This window comes from Sphingobacterium siyangense (assembly GCF_023277505.1).
Lineage (GTDB): Bacteria > Bacteroidota > Bacteroidia > Sphingobacteriales > Sphingobacteriaceae > Sphingobacterium > Sphingobacterium siyangense.
Genome location: NZ_CP080574.1, coordinates 635,803 through 651,929, shown reverse-complemented (window position 1 = coordinate 651,929; position 16,127 = coordinate 635,803). Strand labels below are relative to the sequence as shown.

The 16,127-nt window shown below is 38.0% G+C and carries 14 protein-coding genes and 1 riboswitch; of the genes, 5 read left to right on the top strand and 9 right to left on the bottom strand.

Annotated elements, in window-relative coordinates; translation table 11 throughout:
- Window positions 1–87: 87 nt before the first annotated feature.
- Window positions 88–1,338 (top strand): ROK family transcriptional regulator, encoded by a 1,251-nt coding sequence (locus K2F45_RS02605; RefSeq protein WP_075990861.1) that lies wholly within the window; start codon window positions 88–90, stop codon window positions 1,336–1,338.
- Here K2F45_RS02605 and K2F45_RS02600 read toward each other — a convergent pair.
- The 8 genes from K2F45_RS02600 to K2F45_RS02565 form a co-directional block, all read right to left on the bottom strand.
- Window positions 1,335–1,694 carry a CoA-binding protein gene (locus K2F45_RS02600; RefSeq protein ID WP_075990860.1) on the bottom strand — a complete coding sequence of 120 codons (360 nt, stop codon included), beginning with the start codon at window positions 1,692–1,694 and terminating at the stop codon, window positions 1,335–1,337. The two genes, K2F45_RS02605 and K2F45_RS02600, sit on opposite strands and share 4 nt — an antisense overlap.
- Before the next feature lie 128 nt (window positions 1,695–1,822).
- The gene (locus tag K2F45_RS02595) at window positions 1,823–3,013 is read right to left on the bottom strand and encodes a serine hydrolase domain-containing protein (RefSeq protein ID WP_075990859.1); all 1,191 of its coding nucleotides are present in this window, start codon (window positions 3,011–3,013) and stop codon (window positions 1,823–1,825) included.
- 382 nt (window positions 3,014–3,395) lie between these two features.
- Complete coding sequence (locus K2F45_RS02590; protein ID WP_088160075.1) at window positions 3,396–5,027, bottom strand: pyruvate dehydrogenase complex dihydrolipoamide acetyltransferase; 1,632 nt, start codon at window positions 5,025–5,027, stop codon at window positions 3,396–3,398.
- A gap of 29 nt (window positions 5,028–5,056) precedes the next feature.
- Window positions 5,057–6,052, bottom strand: coding sequence for a pyruvate dehydrogenase (acetyl-transferring) E1 component subunit alpha (gene pdhA / locus K2F45_RS02585; protein ID WP_046674850.1), 996 nt, complete (start codon window positions 6,050–6,052; stop codon window positions 5,057–5,059).
- 243 nt (window positions 6,053–6,295) lie between these two features.
- Complete coding sequence (hisS, locus tag K2F45_RS02580) at window positions 6,296–7,678, bottom strand: histidine--tRNA ligase (RefSeq protein WP_248932982.1); 1,383 nt, start codon at window positions 7,676–7,678, stop codon at window positions 6,296–6,298.
- A 24-nt stretch (window positions 7,679–7,702) separates the two neighbouring features.
- On the bottom strand, window positions 7,703–8,443 hold the full coding sequence (rnc, locus tag K2F45_RS02575) for a ribonuclease III (RefSeq protein ID WP_075990857.1): 741 nt from the start codon (window positions 8,441–8,443) through the stop codon (window positions 7,703–7,705).
- A gap of 84 nt (window positions 8,444–8,527) precedes the next feature.
- Window positions 8,528–9,781 carry a beta-ketoacyl-ACP synthase II gene (gene fabF / locus K2F45_RS02570; protein ID WP_046674847.1) on the bottom strand — a complete coding sequence of 418 codons (1,254 nt, stop codon included), beginning with the start codon at window positions 9,779–9,781 and terminating at the stop codon, window positions 8,528–8,530.
- A gap of 27 nt (window positions 9,782–9,808) precedes the next feature.
- Window positions 9,809–10,045, bottom strand: a complete 237-nt coding sequence (locus tag K2F45_RS02565) for an acyl carrier protein (protein ID WP_028070665.1) — start codon at window positions 10,043–10,045, stop codon at window positions 9,809–9,811.
- Between the two features lie 287 nt (window positions 10,046–10,332).
- Here K2F45_RS02565 and K2F45_RS02560 point away from each other — a divergent pair, with 287 nt between their 5' ends.
- Window positions 10,333–10,827: an IPExxxVDY family protein gene (locus tag K2F45_RS02560; RefSeq protein ID WP_236590175.1), complete on the top strand. Its 495-nt coding sequence runs from the start codon at window positions 10,333–10,335 to the stop codon at window positions 10,825–10,827.
- Window positions 10,828–10,961: 134 nt separating this feature from the next.
- Window positions 10,962–12,389 (top strand): pyruvate kinase, encoded by a 1,428-nt coding sequence (pyk, locus tag K2F45_RS02555; protein ID WP_075990855.1) that lies wholly within the window; start codon window positions 10,962–10,964, stop codon window positions 12,387–12,389.
- Between the two features lie 48 nt (window positions 12,390–12,437).
- Here pyk and K2F45_RS02550 read toward each other — a convergent pair whose 3' ends face one another.
- Window positions 12,438–12,767: a hypothetical protein gene (locus K2F45_RS02550; RefSeq protein ID WP_075990854.1), complete on the bottom strand. Its 330-nt coding sequence runs from the start codon at window positions 12,765–12,767 to the stop codon at window positions 12,438–12,440.
- A gap of 379 nt (window positions 12,768–13,146) precedes the next feature.
- Between K2F45_RS02550 and K2F45_RS02545 the strand changes: the two genes are divergently transcribed.
- Together K2F45_RS02545 and K2F45_RS02540 are read left to right on the top strand one after the other, a co-directional pair.
- Complete coding sequence (locus K2F45_RS02545) at window positions 13,147–14,979, top strand: sensor histidine kinase (RefSeq protein WP_075990853.1); 1,833 nt, start codon at window positions 13,147–13,149, stop codon at window positions 14,977–14,979.
- A 102-nt stretch (window positions 14,980–15,081) separates the two neighbouring features.
- Complete coding sequence (locus K2F45_RS02540) at window positions 15,082–15,771, top strand: response regulator transcription factor (protein WP_172840643.1); 690 nt, start codon at window positions 15,082–15,084, stop codon at window positions 15,769–15,771.
- Window positions 15,772–15,957: 186 nt separating this feature from the next.
- Window positions 15,958–16,061, top strand: a riboswitch (SAM riboswitch).
- Window positions 16,062–16,127 lie beyond the last annotated feature (66 nt).

Below are 16,127 nucleotides of genomic sequence, written 5' to 3'. Positions count from 1 at the left end.
CTTGTCAAGTGAGAAAAATAACCAAATGATTCCAAAACTTTTGCTAAATTAAAGCCCTGAGGATTCTATTTCAAAATTTGACGTTTTATGACTAAAGCCGTAAACTTACTGATTAACAAAAAATTGGAGAGTAAACCTGAAAAGAAAAATCTGTTCAACAAAATCTCCATTATAAAATTAATAGCCGAATTAGGATCTGTATCGGTAAATGACATTGTAAAAAACCTCTATTTAAGCCTGCCTACGGTAAATAGCCTTATTGCAGAATTGCTGGAAGATGATTTTATCCGTCAATTTGACAAAGGAGAATCTATTGGTGGACGTAAACCCAATTTATATAAGCTATGTGATGGATTGTTTCAGGTGCTATCGATTGAACTCCAACGTTTCTCCATCACACTGAGCATAATGGACAACAACCAGAACATTATTGCTGAAACTGTTGAGCTGGATAATGAATTATCTCGAAATGGAGAAAATCTAGCCGCTATCACACAAATCGTTGATCAATATCTTATCGATAAATCAGTTGATACTGAGAACCTAACAGGGATTATTATTGGCATGCCAGGACTAATCAATGCTGAAGAAGGTACTAACGAGACTTTTTTACATGACGACAATCAATCCATAACAAACTATTTTGAGCGCATATATAAAAAACCGGTCTTCATTCTGAATGACGTCAAAGGCGCAGCTTATGCTGAATTGAAATTTGGATTGGCAAAAAACACAAAAAACAGTTTAATTATCCTAATGGATTGGGGGATAGGTTTAGGAATCGTGTCCAATGGCGAAGTCTACCTAGGCCGTGATGGCTACTCCGGCGAAGTAGGACATATGCCATTTATCGACAACGGTGAACTTTGCTATTGTGGGAAAAGAGGCTGTTTGGAAACCGTAGCTTCCGGAATTGCTTTGGTCAACAATGCTAAACAGGAAATCCAAAAAGGAGAGCTGACTAAATTAAATGAATTACAACCCGATGAATTACAACATTTAACACCGACACATATTATTGAAGCGGCAAACAAGGGTGATCAATTTGCAATAAATCAGATTTCAAAACTAGGAACAAACCTAGGAAAAGCATTTGCATCTTTAATACAGCTACTCAATCCCGAATTGATCGTGTTGGGTGGAAAAATTGCAAAAGCAAATGAATTGATCACGATTCCGATACAACAAGCCATAAATTCCTATACCATGGCCATTTTGAAGGAACATTGTGACATCAAAGTGTCAAGTCTAAATCTCGACAGCAATACCGTGGGTCTGACAAATTATTTTATCACGAAGTACCTATCGGTTGAATTGCTTCATAAATCCAAAATCTAAAACTGCCCTGTACTCAACAAGACAAGAGTACAGGCTCTTTCTGTCTTAATACCGTGCTCCATAGCGAGCTGTTCCAATTCTGCATTCTCCGCACCAGGATTAAATATTATTCGTTTTGGCTTCGTCGCTAATATATAATCGTAATATTCTTTCTGATTAGGCTCACTAAGATACATTGTCACAGTATCAATATCTGTATGGATATCACCTTTCTTTTCAATAGGAACTCCGGCGGCTTCCCCTCCATTCAAGCCAATATTAACGATAGCATGCCCATGTTTATGCAACATATTTGCAGCTTTATTCGAATAACGTGAAGGATTGGTACTAGCACCTAAAATCAATGTTTTTTTCATCCCTTTTTATATCTTTTGTGTTTACCTGTTGCATGCATACTCAGGGCATGTAGATTATCTTCTTTGCCTTCTCGTTACAATAGGATAAAGAAGATAATCTAAATTCTCAAAGTAGCATCGCTCAAAAATTACTCATCGATGATAAAATCACCATGGTTGCTATACGCATTTTTACGCAATACTGGCATTCCCATGATTTTATAAAGCTCGTCCAATTTGACCAAGCTTCCATTTGTCATATTAGAAAGTAAAACAATAACTATGTTTCTCTTTAAATCTCTTACATAAATATGTCTAAAACCGTGCCACCAACCTGTATGGTATACGATATGATCATTACCATGCTCAAACGTACGCCAACCATAACCATAGCTAAAAATTCCCTTTTTGGCATCCGGATATCCTCGGTATGCCGAATCCAATGTTGACTGCTTTAACAATCGTCCATCTCTCAAAGCAAGATCAAAACGATAAAGGTCACGCACCGTACTATAAATTCCTTTGTCACCAAGCGGTCCATCCTGAAAATTTTGCACGACCGATCTTCGCCATACCTTGTCATGTCCAATAACGTTAGTCGGAATTTTATCATACACTGCCTTAGAAAGTGCAGCTGTATTTGTCATTCCTGCAACATTAAATACGCTGTCTTTCATATACGTAGCGTAATCTTGCTTTGATATCTTTTCAATAATGGCCCCTAAGACCATAAAGTTGGAGTTATTGTAAAAGAAACGCCCTCCTGGCGCACCATAGCGATTGGGTTTAAATTCAGTCAGCATTTTCATCACATCCTGATTCGTCATTCCTTTCTTACGATCAGGCCAATGTTCCTCGGAAAAATAAACATAATTAGGTAATCCCGAACGGTGTGTCAATAACATTTTTATGGTAATACCAGGATAAGGAAAATCCGGATAGAAGTCATTGATCGTTTGATCGAGACGTAACTTTCCTGCCTCTACTAACTTTAAAATTCCGACAGCTGTAAGCGGTTTAGAAACGGAAGCGAGTTCAAATTTGTCATCAATTTTTAGACTATCCCGTTTTAAGTAATTTGCCCAGCCGAATGTATTCTGATATAAGATTTTACCATCTTTCGCAACAAGAACATTCCCATTGAATGCAGCTTTTGAATGAAGATTTTTCATAAAAGCATCGATCTTCTGATCTGCATTATTTGGATTATAGACGAGCCTTGTGCTATCCACTTTTGCCTGCGCTATCGCTGCTTCCTTCTGTTTTTTCTCTTTTGAACTACAAGCCACTGTAGATACAAACAAAAGAGCGACCATTCCCTTTAAAAAAAATAATTTCACTATACTAAGTCTCCCGGATTTTTGTGTTTTCTGTATTGTATATCAATAAATACCCCCTATTTCCTGTGTCCTAAATAATATCAAATTATTGAAGCTCGTAATAGAAGGACCAGCATACTGATAATAATGCTAAAATGAAGATTTTAGTATAAAAAAACGAATTTTTCCCTACAATAATTGTTATTCATCGTATATGTTACCTTTTTTACGCACAGCGTCTCTTTCACTATAGAGTTGAACAACCTGTACTTCCTTCAACCAAACGGATAACGATAGAAATTATCGGTAAAAAAAGCTTTCCTGTGGAATGAGCTTAATCAATTAAGGCCATAAAAAAAGCCACTTTATTACTAAAGTGGCTTTTAATTCCTCTATTAAAGGATTATGCTAATAATCTTACTGGATTTTCAACCAAAGATTTCAATGTTTGCAAAAATGCAGCTCCAGTTGCGCCATCAACCACGCGGTGATCACAACCCAAAGTCACTTTCATTACATTCCCAGGAACTACAGCACCGTTTTTAACAACAGGAACTGCTTGAATAGCACCAACAGAAAGAATAGCTCCATCTGGTGAGTTGATAATGGATGTAAATTCGTCTATTCCAAACATACCTAAGTTGGAAACTGTAAATGTAGATCCTTCCCAATCCGCAGGCTGTAATTTTTTAGCTTTCGCCTTTTGGGCGAAGTCTTTCACCTCTGCAGAGATATGTGACAATGATTTACCATCTGCAAAACGCACAACAGGAACTAATAAACCATCTTCAACAGCCATTGCAACACCAATGTTGGTATGCTCATTGAAACGGATTTTATCGCCTTGCCATGAAGAGTTTACAGCAGGATGTTTTTTCAAAGCAACAGCAACAGCTTTTACAACGATATCATTGAAAGAAACTTTTACTGGAGCAACCTCATTGATCTGCGCACGAGCAGCCATTGCATTGTCCATGTCAATTGATACAGTCAAATAGAAGTGTGGAGCTGTAAACAATGACTCTGCTAGACGACGCGCAATAGTTTTACGCATTTGGTTAACTGGTTTTTCAGTATAGCGCTCTTCACCAACAAATGTAGGCAAAGTGATTGCTTTTGCTTCTGTTGCAGGAGCAGCTACAGCTTTTGTCTCCGCAGGTTGTGCAGCAACAGGAACAAACGATTCAACATCTTTCTTCACAATACGGCCACCATCTGCAGAACCTTTGATATCACTTAAATTGATACCTTTTTCTTGTGCAATTTTACGTGCTAAAGGAGAAGCTTTCACACGAGAATCATCACTTGAAGACGATGCTACCGGTGCAGCAGTTACAGCAGCAGCTGAATCAGCTTTAGGAGCTTCAGCAGTTTCCGCCTTTGCAGGTGCAGATTTTTGATTTAACAAAGGTGTGATATCAGTTCCAGCAGGACCAACAATCGCGATGATGTCGTTTACCTTTGCAGCTTGTCCAGCTTCGAGACCAACATATAACAAGGTGCCATCAGCATAAGCTGTAACCTCCATAGTCGCTTTATCAGTTTCTACATCAGCAATAGCATCGTCAGATTTTATCGTATCACCAACTTTGAAGTTCCATTGCGCAATGACCCCCTCTTTCATGGTATCACTTAACAAAGGCATTGTAATAACAGTACATCCCAATTCTTCAGGAGTTACAGTACTAGCCGAAGATTCTGGACCAGAAACTTCTTCTGCTTTTTTTTCTTCGGTTTTTTCTGGTGCTTTTTCAGCAGCAGGTGCATCACCACTCAACAATGCTTGAAAATCTTCACCCGGTTCTCCTAAAACAGCAATAACAGCATCAATAGCTACTGCTTCGCCTTCTTTGGGACCAATATATAAAAGAGTTCCTTCTTGGTAAGACTCAAAGTCCATCGTAGCTTTATCTGTTTCAATCTCAGCTACTAAATCACCAGAATTTACTTTATCACCAACTTTTTTGTGCCATTTCGCGATGACCCCTTCGGTCATTGTATCGCTCATTTTCGGCATTCTTACTACTTCAGCCATTCTTTATTATATTATCAAGTTAAAGAGTATTAATCTAAAATAAATGGATAGTCTTGTTGTACATATACATCTTTGTACAATTCATCTGCAGTTGGATAAGGAGATTCCTCTGCAAATTTCACCGACTCCTCAACGACCTTTTTCACATCAGCCTCAACTTCTGCAAACCAAGCGTCATCTGCATAGTTGTTTTCTAAAATAGCATGTTTAGTCGACAACAATGGGTCACGGTCTTTATACGCTTCTAGTTCTTCTTTCGTACGATATTTAGCTGGATCAGACATTGAGTGTCCTTTGTAACGGTATGTACGAATTTCTAGGAATGTTGGACCTTCACCTGCACGAGCACGTTGAACAGCTTCGTCCATCGCATTGTGTACAGCAACAACATCCATTCCATCAACCGGAGCAGAAGGCATATCGAAACCTAAGCCCATTTTGTAAATATCCTGCATGTTCGTTGTACGTTGTACAGAAGTACCCATTGCATAACCGTTGTTTTCACACACGAAGATAACAGGGAGTTTCCACAACATCGCCATGTTCAATGTCTCATTGAATGCACCTTGACGCACAGCTCCATCACCCATATAACAGATATTTACATTATCTGTACCAAGATATTTTTCAGCAAATGCGATACCAGCACCTAAAGGAATCTGACCACCAACAATACCATGGCCACCCATGAATTTGTGTTCTTTGGAGAAGAAGTGCATAGAACCTCCCTTACCTTTTGAACAACCCGTGATCTTTCCATATAATTCAGCCATACAAGCATTTGCAGAAACGCCTTTAGCCAAAGCGTGGGCGTGATCACGATAAGCAGTGATTAAAGAATCTTCCGGTTTGATTACTGACATCGTTCCAGCGACTACAGCCTCTTGTCCTATGTACAAGTGACAGAAACCACGAATCTTTTGCTGTCCGTAAAGTTGACCTGCTTTTTCTTCAAACTTACGCATAAGTAACATAGACTTATACCACTCCAAATATGTCTCTTTTGTTATAGGTGTTGAACTCATTTCAAAGTTTTGATTTTCTTACTATTCTAGACTACAAATCTAATAATTTTGGACGAATTTCCTTGCCCAAAAATCAATTTTATTTATACTTTAAGACACTTCTAAGACATTTGATTTAAAGTATATAGCATTTGATTACAAATAAATGAACGGCACAATCAAATAAATCAAAAACTTATGAAAATAAAAAAGCCAAAGGACTTAATAATCATTTGGCTTAATCTATTTTATGCAAACTGTTTGCTATCGAAGTTTTTGTATCAGCTCACTTTCAGTTACCTTTACCTGTTCCCCGCTTTCCATGTCCTTTAATGACAATTGCCCTGAAGTAGCCTCTTCGTCACCCACTAATAATACGTAGGGGATTCCTTTCCCATCCGCATAACCCATTTGTTTCTTCAATTTTACAGGAGAAGCATAGAGTTCCGAAGCGATATTTTCCTTCCGAAGCTTATTGAGTAAATTCAGGGTGTAACTTTCCAGTTGTTTATCAAAATTTATAATCAGGAGTTTGGTAGAATCGGCCTTACCGATAGGAAATAAGTCCAGCTCTTCCAACACATCATAGATACGATCCGCACCAAAGGAAACACCGACTCCGGTCAGCCCCTTCAGACCAAACATACCCGTGAGATCATCGTAGCGACCACCGCCACCGATACTTCCCATGGCAACCTCATTCGTCTTGACCTCAAAAATACAACCTGTATAATAATTGAGGCCTCGAGCCAATGTAATATCCAGATCTATGATTTGATTAAGCAATTTTTCTTCAGCACCTAATTTGCCGACATAGTCAAACACTTCCTCAATCTCAGCGATACCATTTAAACCGACAGCAGAAGTTGCTAAAATCGTTTTTAAGGAAGACAGTTTCTCATCATTCGAGCCTTCCAATAAAATTATAGGTTTCAAAATGGCAAGATCTGCCTCGGTGAAACCTCTTTCCAACAACTCTTTGTTGACACCTTCTAACCCGATTTTATCCAATTTATCGATCGCGACGGTCATATCCACAATCAGTTCCGGTTTTCCGATGATTTCAGCAATACCTGAAAGAATTTTCCGGTTGTTGATTTTGATATCAAAATCTTTCAGTCCAAAACGTTCGAAGGCTTCTTGATAAATCAAAATAAACTCAGCTTCATTCAATAGACTTTCTGACCCGACCACGTCGACATCACATTGATAAAACTCACGGTATCTTCCGCGCTGCGGACGATCTGCACGCCACACAGGTTGCACCTGAAAACGCTTAAATGGTAAGGTAATATCATTTTGGTGCATCACAACATAGCGTGCAAACGGCACCGTAAGATCATATCTTAATGCTTTCTCTGATATATGAGGAATGAGCTTATTGGAATTTTTATCGTGAAGCAGGTTATCTGGCGCTTTCGCCAAGTAATCACCCGAATTAAGAATCTTAAAGATCAATTTATCACCCTCGTCACCGTATTTACCGGTAAGGGTTGTCAAATTTTCAAATGAAGGGGTCTGTATTTCATTATAGCCATATTTTCTGAATACCGTTTTCAGTGTATCGAAAATATAGTTACGTTTGATCATTTCGGAAGGCGAAAAATCACGCGTTCCCTTTGCCAAAGAAGGTTTTACTACTGCCATATTTGGCAAAGTTAACAAAATCCTTTATTCTACTTCCAGAATTTTAAGGAATTCACAGGCTTTTTCCGCAGCAGATTTCTCTGCTGATTTCTTATTAAAATCACGGCCAAGTCCACAAACAACGCCATCAACGACCGCCTCAATACTAAACATTTTAGAAGACTCCCCTTCTGGGTTGTCTGTTTGCCGAAATACGATCTCTTTGCCCGTATGTTGACACCACTCAATCAATCGACTCTTAAAGTTTGTTTCCGTCTGTTCCAATAGATGAATATCGACGTGCGGTTTAATAATTCGATTCAACAAAAAGCTCTTTGTAAAAACATAGCCCCTATCCAGATAGACTGCCCCTACCAATGCCTCAAAAGCATCACCCAATAAGGATCCCTGTTTATTCGGAAAACTGATCATTCGCGCATCAAACTGGATAAGCTCATTAAAACCCAACTTTCTGGAAAGTTGATTTAGGTTCGCTCTACTGACAATTTTTGAGCGCATTTCAGTCAGGAACCCTTCATCTTTATAAGGATACTTCTTAAATAACAGCTCAGCCACAACCGAACCCAAAACAGCATCACCCAAGAATTCTAAACGTTCGTTGCTATTCTTTGCGCCCTCTTTAATTGTAACGGCAACAGACTTGTGTCTAAAAGCCATCTTGTACAGATGTACATTTCCGGGGACAAATCCAAGCAGGTTTTTTAGTTTTCTAACGTATTCCCGATCTGGCGAAAAATATAATTTATATATCCTTGCAAAAGGCATCTCTTCTAAAAATAAGGCGACAAGTCCTAGTTAAAGAACCTGTCGCTAGCTCATATTATCAAACCATGTTTGAAGGATCAAACATTAAGCTTTATATTTTTTCACAATAACAGTAGCATTGTGGCCACCGAAACCGAATGTGTTGCTCAACGCCGCATTAACTATACGTTTTTGCGCTTTGTTGAATGTAAAATTCAAGTTATTATCAATTTCCGGATCGTCTGTAAAGTGATTGATTGTCGGAGGGACAATATCATTTTGAACAGCCAATATAGAAGCGATAGTTTCTATAGCTCCTGCAGCACCCAAAAGGTGCCCTGTCATTGATTTAGTTGAACTGATATTCAATTTATAGGCGTGTTCACCAAACAGGTCAACAATAGCCTTCGTTTCACTAATATCACCGACCGGTGTAGAAGTCCCATGAACATTGATATAATCAATATCTGAAAAATCCATCTCTGCATCATTTACAGCCATTGTCATAGCCAGTTTTGCGCCCAATCCTTCAGGATGCGATGCTGTGATATGATGCGCATCAGCACTCATTCCACCCCCTGCAATCTCTGCATAGATTTTTGCTCCACGTGCTAAGGCATGCTCCAAACTTTCTAAGATCAAGGCACCTGAACCCTCTCCCGAAACAAAACCATCTCTATCTTTATCAAAAGGACGTGAGGCTGTTTTAGGGTCGTCATTTCTGGTTGACAAAGCATGCATAGCATTGAACCCTCCAATTCCAGCCTCATTGACTGTAGCTTCTGATCCACCCGTAACAATCACATCAGCTTTGCCCATACGAATATAGTTAAAAGCATCTATCATTGCATTGGTAGCCGAGGCACAAGCCGATACGGCAGAAAAGTTAGGGCCACGAAGACCATGACGCATTGAAATATGTCCTGGAGCAATATCAACGAGCATCTTAGGAATGAAGAAAGGATTGAAACGAGGTGTTCCATCTCCTTTTGCAAAGTTTGCAACTTCTTCAGTGAAAGTTGTTAACCCCCCTATTCCTGAGCCCCAAATTACTCCGATACGATTTGTATCTAATTTTTCAAAATCTAAGCCAGCATCTTTAATTGCCTCATCTGTTGACGCAATTGCATACTGGACAAAAGGATCGACTTTACGAGCTTCCTTACGATCCATAAATTCATGCGGATCAAACCCCTTTACCTCACATGCAAACTGAGTCTTGAATTTTGACGCATCAAAATGCGTAATAGGAGCAGCTCCGCTTACACCATTTATTAACGCCTCCCAGTAAGCTGAGACGGTATTTCCAATTGGTGTAAGGGCGCCTAATCCTGTTACTACTACTCTTTTAAGCTCCATTTATTACGATTAGCCTAATTAAATTAGTTAGTTAACGTTTTTTTCTAAATAAGCGATTGCTTGACCAACAGTACCAATAGTCTCTGCTTGATCATCAGGAATAGCAACGTTGAATTCTTTTTCAAACTCCATGATCAACTCAACAGTGTCAAGTGAATCAGCACCTAAATCATTAGTGAATGAAGCTTCTGGTGTTACTTCGTTTTCGTCAACACCTAATTTTTCAACGATAATTGCTTTTACTCTTGAAGCGATATCTGACATGATTTTATAGTTTAATTGTTTAATAAATCTGTGCAAAGAAAAATAAATTTCATCAAAATTCAAACCTAAATTGATATTTAGATGAAAGTCACCACGTTAGGCGACCGAACTTATTCGCGTCTTATACTAGCTAACCCACTCTATATTAACTTAGTTCAAGTATAACAAAAAATATTTTGTATTCCAAACGCTCAGCTAATTAACTCAAATTTTACACAAAAAGTATATTCCAACCTTAAATTTATTAGTACCTTCGTTAGCAGAGGAGCATATATTTAAGCATTAAAGTGGTCAATAAGTTAGTAGCAAGATTAGATATGGATATGGACGAAGAGTTGGATTTTACCCTACTCGCCATCACCTGTCCTCTGAAAGATTACCGACTCTGCCATTTTATCAACAAGGAGACTAATCTGAATTTTTCCAGAGGAAAAGAAAGTAAATACGACCATGATGGTCGACAAAAAAACAAACCCGAAGAAGAACTTGAATATCATATTATCTTTGACACAAAGAAAAAAATAAGCTACCACTTCACTGCTTTTCATTACCTTATCCCCGATGCTGATACGGAATATTTTCTTATCAACAATAAGAGCATCGAAGGAACTTATTTAATTCCCGAAAACCCCCACTTTGATTTTTTTATCATTATCAAAAACTACATCTGTGAGGATGACGTGGAACATATTATCAAAAGGATCAGCAAATTACCCGAAGTCGTCATTGCAAAAGAAATATCGCCAAAAATATTGAAATCTAAAGAAAATCTCATATTTTAGCAAACTGTAGGTTAGTGTAGCAAATACACCCCAGTTTAGATCTAAATTAATTCGATTTAGTTTTGACAAAACACAACAATATAGTTAGCTATTTGTTGTGATTAATGAAGAACATTTAAAATACAAAATAACAGATGGAAAAAGTTCAAAAAAGGACTAAAATTGTCGCAACATTAGGCCCTGCCTCGGCAGACAAACAAGTTTTGACCAACATGATTGCCAAAGGGGTTGATGTGTGCCGGTTGAATTTCTCTCATGGCAGCCAGGAAGATCACCTTAAGGTAATCGAAACTATAAATGCAATAAATAATGAAACAGGATTCAATGTTGCCATCTTAGCCGATTTACAAGGTCCAAAAATTAGGATCGGAAAAATGAAAGAAGGTGGCGCTGTTCTCGTGAATGGTTCAAAAGTTGAAATCACAACACACGAACTTATCGGAGACGAAAACAGAATCTACATTACATACGAAAACTTTCCTAACGATGTTGAAGCCAACGAAATCATTTTACTTGATGACGGAAAACTTCAACTTCGTGTTTTAGAGACCAATCATAAAGACACTGTTACCTGTGAAGTTGTACACGGAGGTGTCCTTACTTCACGTAAAGGCGTTAACTTACCAAATACTAAAGTATCGATCCCTTCGTTGACCGAAGAAGATTTAGACAACTTGAATTTTGCCTTGGATCATGGTGCAGACTGGATCGCTATGTCTTTCGTCCGTTCGGCAGAAGATATTTTTCAATGTAAAAAAATCATTGAGGCAAAAGGAAGCCATGCACGTGTAATCGCAAAAGTTGAAAAACCAGAAGCGATTGAAAATATTGATGCAATTATCGAAGCTACAGATGCTGTTATGGTTGCTCGTGGAGATTTGGGTGTTGAGCTTCCAATGGAAGAGGTACCAGGACTTCAAAAGATCATCGTACAGAAATGTAGAGATCTTTCAAAACCAGTGATCATTGCGACACAGATGTTGGAAAGTATGATCACTACACCACGTCCTACACGTGCTGAAGTAAATGACGTAGCCAACTCCGTATTGGATGGAGCGGATGCTGTGATGTTAAGTGGCGAGACTTCAGTCGGTGAATTCCCTGAAATCGTTATCGAAACAATGAGCAAAATCATTATCCACGTGGAACAAACTTCTTATCCTTATTATAATGAGAAAGTTAGTGAAATCCACGACGGAACACTTATTCCGGATGCGATTTGCGCTTCTTCGGTTTACCTTGCTCAAAAAACAAATGCATCTGCAATTGCGGTATTGACATCATCTGGTGCAACAGCGTTTGAAATTACAAGTTATAGACCAAATGTAGATATCTTAGTTTTCACAGGAACACAAAAATTGCTGAAACAACTCAGCCTACTTTGGGGAGTAAAAACTTTTATCTACGACAAGTTCGAAAGCACGGATGGATCTATCCATGATGTTAACAAATTTATTGTAAAAAATAACTACGTTAAACCTGGATCTATCATTATCAATACAGCTTCGACACCGTTAATCGAAAAAGGCAAAACAAATACAATCCGTGTTTCCCAGCTATAATGGACAATAAGGATTAAAGCAAAAAAAAATAGCGTTCTAGATAGAACGCTATTTTTTTTGCTTGTTTGGATACAAGGAGTCGATTTTTAATTTAAAGTCCTTCACCTTTAGCGAATCATTCAAGCGGCTAAAAGGAAGATTGTTTTCTTTCTCATCACCTTTGGGCATTTTTTCCGTTCCCGGCATTGGGGCTAGACCGTCCACACGATTTGGCTTCTTAATGGGCATATGATACTTTTCATCTGAAGAATCCAATTTAAAGACAGGCATCTTTGATTCTTTTTCCTCCATCAAAGGAATCTGCGGCTTTACCTTTACCTGCCCCAAAGCAATCGTGCCTAGCGAAGATAATACCAATAATAATACGTAGCTTTTCATTTTTATATAGTTGTTAAAGAGTATTTGCACTCATTTTCACCAATGAACACGTTATACTCGGCTTATTCACTTCTACAGCAGCAGACTCAACTGCGTAGATTTAATTTATCAATAGGCCAATTCAGCATATAATTTATTTCTATTCACTAATTTACAAACAACAGCACCTATATTTAAACAGATTGCTGTTAAACATTGTTAAAACAGCTTCAAAACACATTAGCATCTTTATATTTGTAACAATTTAAGAAAATATGAGCTACCGGACCTTAAATGGCCACTCACATGGTATAAGGGATGGATACGCAAAAGGTAAATAAACTGAGTGCTATAAACTTTGTGATATATTCAAAATACATTTATTTAACACCCAACCCTAATGAAGAAAAATAGCATTGTATTAATCATTGGACTGATGTCTCTAGCTCTAATTGGGGTATTGGCTATGCAATTCTATTTTCTGAGAGATTCATATCGTCAAAAATCCCAATTATTTGATGAGTCCGTCAATGCTGCGATTACAGCTGTTGCCGGAAAGCTTGAACGACGGGAGGTGGTCGACTTTGCTAAAGTTCAACAGGAACGTAACATTGAAAAATCCAAGCAGGAACAGGCCAAACAACGTCTGTTGGCCGAGCAACTCGAAATACAGTATAGAATTGAAGAATTAAAAAACAAACAACATGTTGTTTTCTCAAACTTTAAAGAGCAAGAAGACCAATTGCGTGCTTTATACCCAAATGTAATTGAAATCAAAAATTCTTTTTACGAAACATACATCAAAAGACCGGAATACCAGAAATTTATCAAATTTTCTGTTTCAAATGAGCTTACCGACGATAATCTGGTACAAGCTTTTATCATGTTAAATGCGTCCAAAGTAGATGATCAGGTGAATGGGAAAGATGACAGCACGCGGTTTGTTATCCCACTAATGGACCCATTGGTCAATCAACAGACAAAATTCAGGGTAGCCACCTTACCTCCGAGAGAGAATGCAAAACTTGCAAAAACCATCTCTGATTTGGAAAAAAGGCTCGATGTGCTAAACAGAAAGAATTCTTGGTCCGGTTTCAACGTTTACGACTCCGTTGCTATGCTCGGTGGTAAAAAGGCAGATTACATCGAAGATGTTGCTATTGGAATGGAGCTAGCAAAGCGTCCGTTAAAGGATCGGTTGAATGTCATCATTGTCCAGGAACTGATCAAAGATGAGTTGGCTCAACGCGATATTAAAGCTCCTTTTAATATTGAAATATGGAGTACAAACAATATATTACTAAATAATATTTTAAACGAAGCCGCTCTAAATAACCCGACAAATACAACAAAATACTCGACCGCACTTTTTAAAGGTGATATCGGTGCTGCGCCAGGGAAATTAACAATCTATTTTCCCAATAAAAAGGCGATAATCGCAGATAATATGGGCTATCTGTTACTACCTATGCTGGCACTACTTTTCTTGTTGGTGGGTTGTTTTGCTTATACACTGATTATCATCTTCAGACAAAAGAAAGTTTCGGAAATGAAAACAGATTTCATCAACAACATGACGCATGAGTTTAAAACACCTGTTGCAACAATTATGATTGCCAGCGAGTCACTTAAAGATCCAGACATCAATGCCGACCATAAGCGCGTTCAGAAATTGGCTAATATCATCTACGACGAAAATGTTAGACTCGGAAATCACATCGAACGTGTGCTTGACCTAGCCCGATTGGAAAAGGAAACATTAAAGTTAGACCAGGTGGATGTGCATATTAATGATCTTGTCTCAGCAGTTACCGACAGTATGCAGTTAAGGATGCAAAATATCGGCGGAAAATTTTCCATAGATCTAGCGGCGGCGAAAGATGTTGTTGTTGGTGACGAGCTGCATTTTTCAAATGTATTTTATAATCTACTGGATAATGCAATTAAGTACAACAAAGGAGATCTGCATGTGAATATTCAATCCAAAAATGTTGGTGATACCATTGTTATCACCATTGCCGACAACGGTATTGGGATGAGTCGGGATCACCTGCAAAAGATTTTCGACCAGTTCTACCGTATTCCAACTGGAAATGTTCATAATGTCAAAGGATTTGGTCTTGGCTTAAGTTATGTCCAGGACATCCTGAGAAGGCTGAACGGAAAAATTACAGTTAAAAGTGAAAAAGATAAGGGCACGACCTTTGAAGTAATTTTGCCTATTAAAAAATAAAACGTTCCTTTTTTGTATATTTCCTCTTTAAAAAATTTCAAAGGTTGAGGAAAGCTGATTTATCAGCATCAAGGGACATTGGTGAAAATTAATATAATCATTATGCAAAAGATATTATTAGCAGAAGATGATCCTAATTTGGGGGATCTTTTAAAAGACTATCTCGAATTAAAGGGAAAATTTGACGTCACATTATGCACAGATGGAGATGAAGCGATTTCTCAATTCAAAAAAAATAACTACGACCTCTGTATTTTCGATGTCATGATGCCAAAAAAGGACGGATTTACAGTTGGACGTGAAATCAGAAAAACAAACAATACTGTTCCTATTATCTTTGCCACAGCAAAGGGGATGATGGAAGATAAAACCGAAGCCTTTGAATTAGGGGGAGATGATTATATCACAAAGCCTTTTCGAGTGGAGGAATTATTGCTCCGCATCAATGCTTTGCTGAAACGCAGTGTTCGAGACAAAGAAGAGGAAGTGGTTGCTGATAAATTTGAAATTGGTGATTATTTCTTTGATTATACAAGTCAGCAAATTTCTTACAAAGGACAGATGCAAAAACTATCCACCAAAGAAGCGGAACTACTACGCTTGCTTTGTTTAAAGAAAAATGATGTGCTGACCCGGGAAGAAGCTTTATTAAAAATATGGCATGATGACAACTACTTTACAGGTAGAAGTATGGATGTATTTCTCAGTAAACTTCGTAAATATCTAAAAGAAGATAGTAAAGTTGAAATTGTCAATGTGCACGGAAAAGGTTACAAACTTTTGGTGAGCTAAAAGAATGGGGAATGAGAAACAGTCATTCCCCATTTTTTATGCTACACGGCGTATTGAAACATGGCATACACTAAATCATGGATGAAAAGAAAAGAACAAAACAATTTTATCCTTAGTAGAATATAAAAAATTGACGCACTTTTATAAAAAATTTGCATTTCAAAAAGAAATGTTCTAACTTAGCGTCGCTTATAGAGAAAGGCAGAGGGAATAGACCCGATGAAGCCTTAGCAACCTGTCCCTTGACAAGGTGCTAAATTCTACCCTACTTGATATGGGAATGATAAGCCGAAGTCACCGAATTCTAGTGTGTCCTTCTCTCTCTAGCAAGAAATATAGTTGAAAAAGAAATATTA

Bases quoted from the DNA above. Each gene is read 5' to 3' on its own strand.
- hisS (WP_248932982.1), bottom strand. From the start codon at position 7,678: ATGGCAGTAGTAAAACCTTCTTTGGCAAAGGGAACGCGTGATTTTTCG.
- fabF (WP_046674847.1), bottom strand. From the start codon at position 9,781: ATGGAGCTTAAAAGAGTAGTAGTAACAGGATTAGGCGCCCTTACACCA.
- K2F45_RS02540 (WP_172840643.1), top strand. From the start codon at position 15,082: ATGCAAAAGATATTATTAGCAGAAGATGATCCTAATTTGGGGGATCTT.
- rnc (WP_075990857.1), bottom strand. From the start codon at position 8,443: ATGCCTTTTGCAAGGATATATAAATTATATTTTTCGCCAGATCGGGAA.
- K2F45_RS02565 (WP_028070665.1), bottom strand. From the start codon at position 10,045: ATGTCAGATATCGCTTCAAGAGTAAAAGCAATTATCGTTGAAAAATTA.
- K2F45_RS02605 (WP_075990861.1), top strand. From the start codon at position 88: ATGACTAAAGCCGTAAACTTACTGATTAACAAAAAATTGGAGAGTAAA.
- pyk (WP_075990855.1), top strand. From the start codon at position 10,962: ATGGAAAAAGTTCAAAAAAGGACTAAAATTGTCGCAACATTAGGCCCT.
- K2F45_RS02550 (WP_075990854.1), bottom strand. From the start codon at position 12,767: ATGAAAAGCTACGTATTATTATTGGTATTATCTTCGCTAGGCACGATT.
- K2F45_RS02590 (WP_088160075.1), bottom strand. From the start codon at position 5,027: ATGGCTGAAGTAGTAAGAATGCCGAAAATGAGCGATACAATGACCGAA.
- pdhA (WP_046674850.1), bottom strand. From the start codon at position 6,052: ATGAGTTCAACACCTATAACAAAAGAGACATATTTGGAGTGGTATAAG.
- K2F45_RS02600 (WP_075990860.1), bottom strand. From the start codon at position 1,694: ATGAAAAAAACATTGATTTTAGGTGCTAGTACCAATCCTTCACGTTAT.
- K2F45_RS02545 (WP_075990853.1), top strand. From the start codon at position 13,147: ATGAAGAAAAATAGCATTGTATTAATCATTGGACTGATGTCTCTAGCT.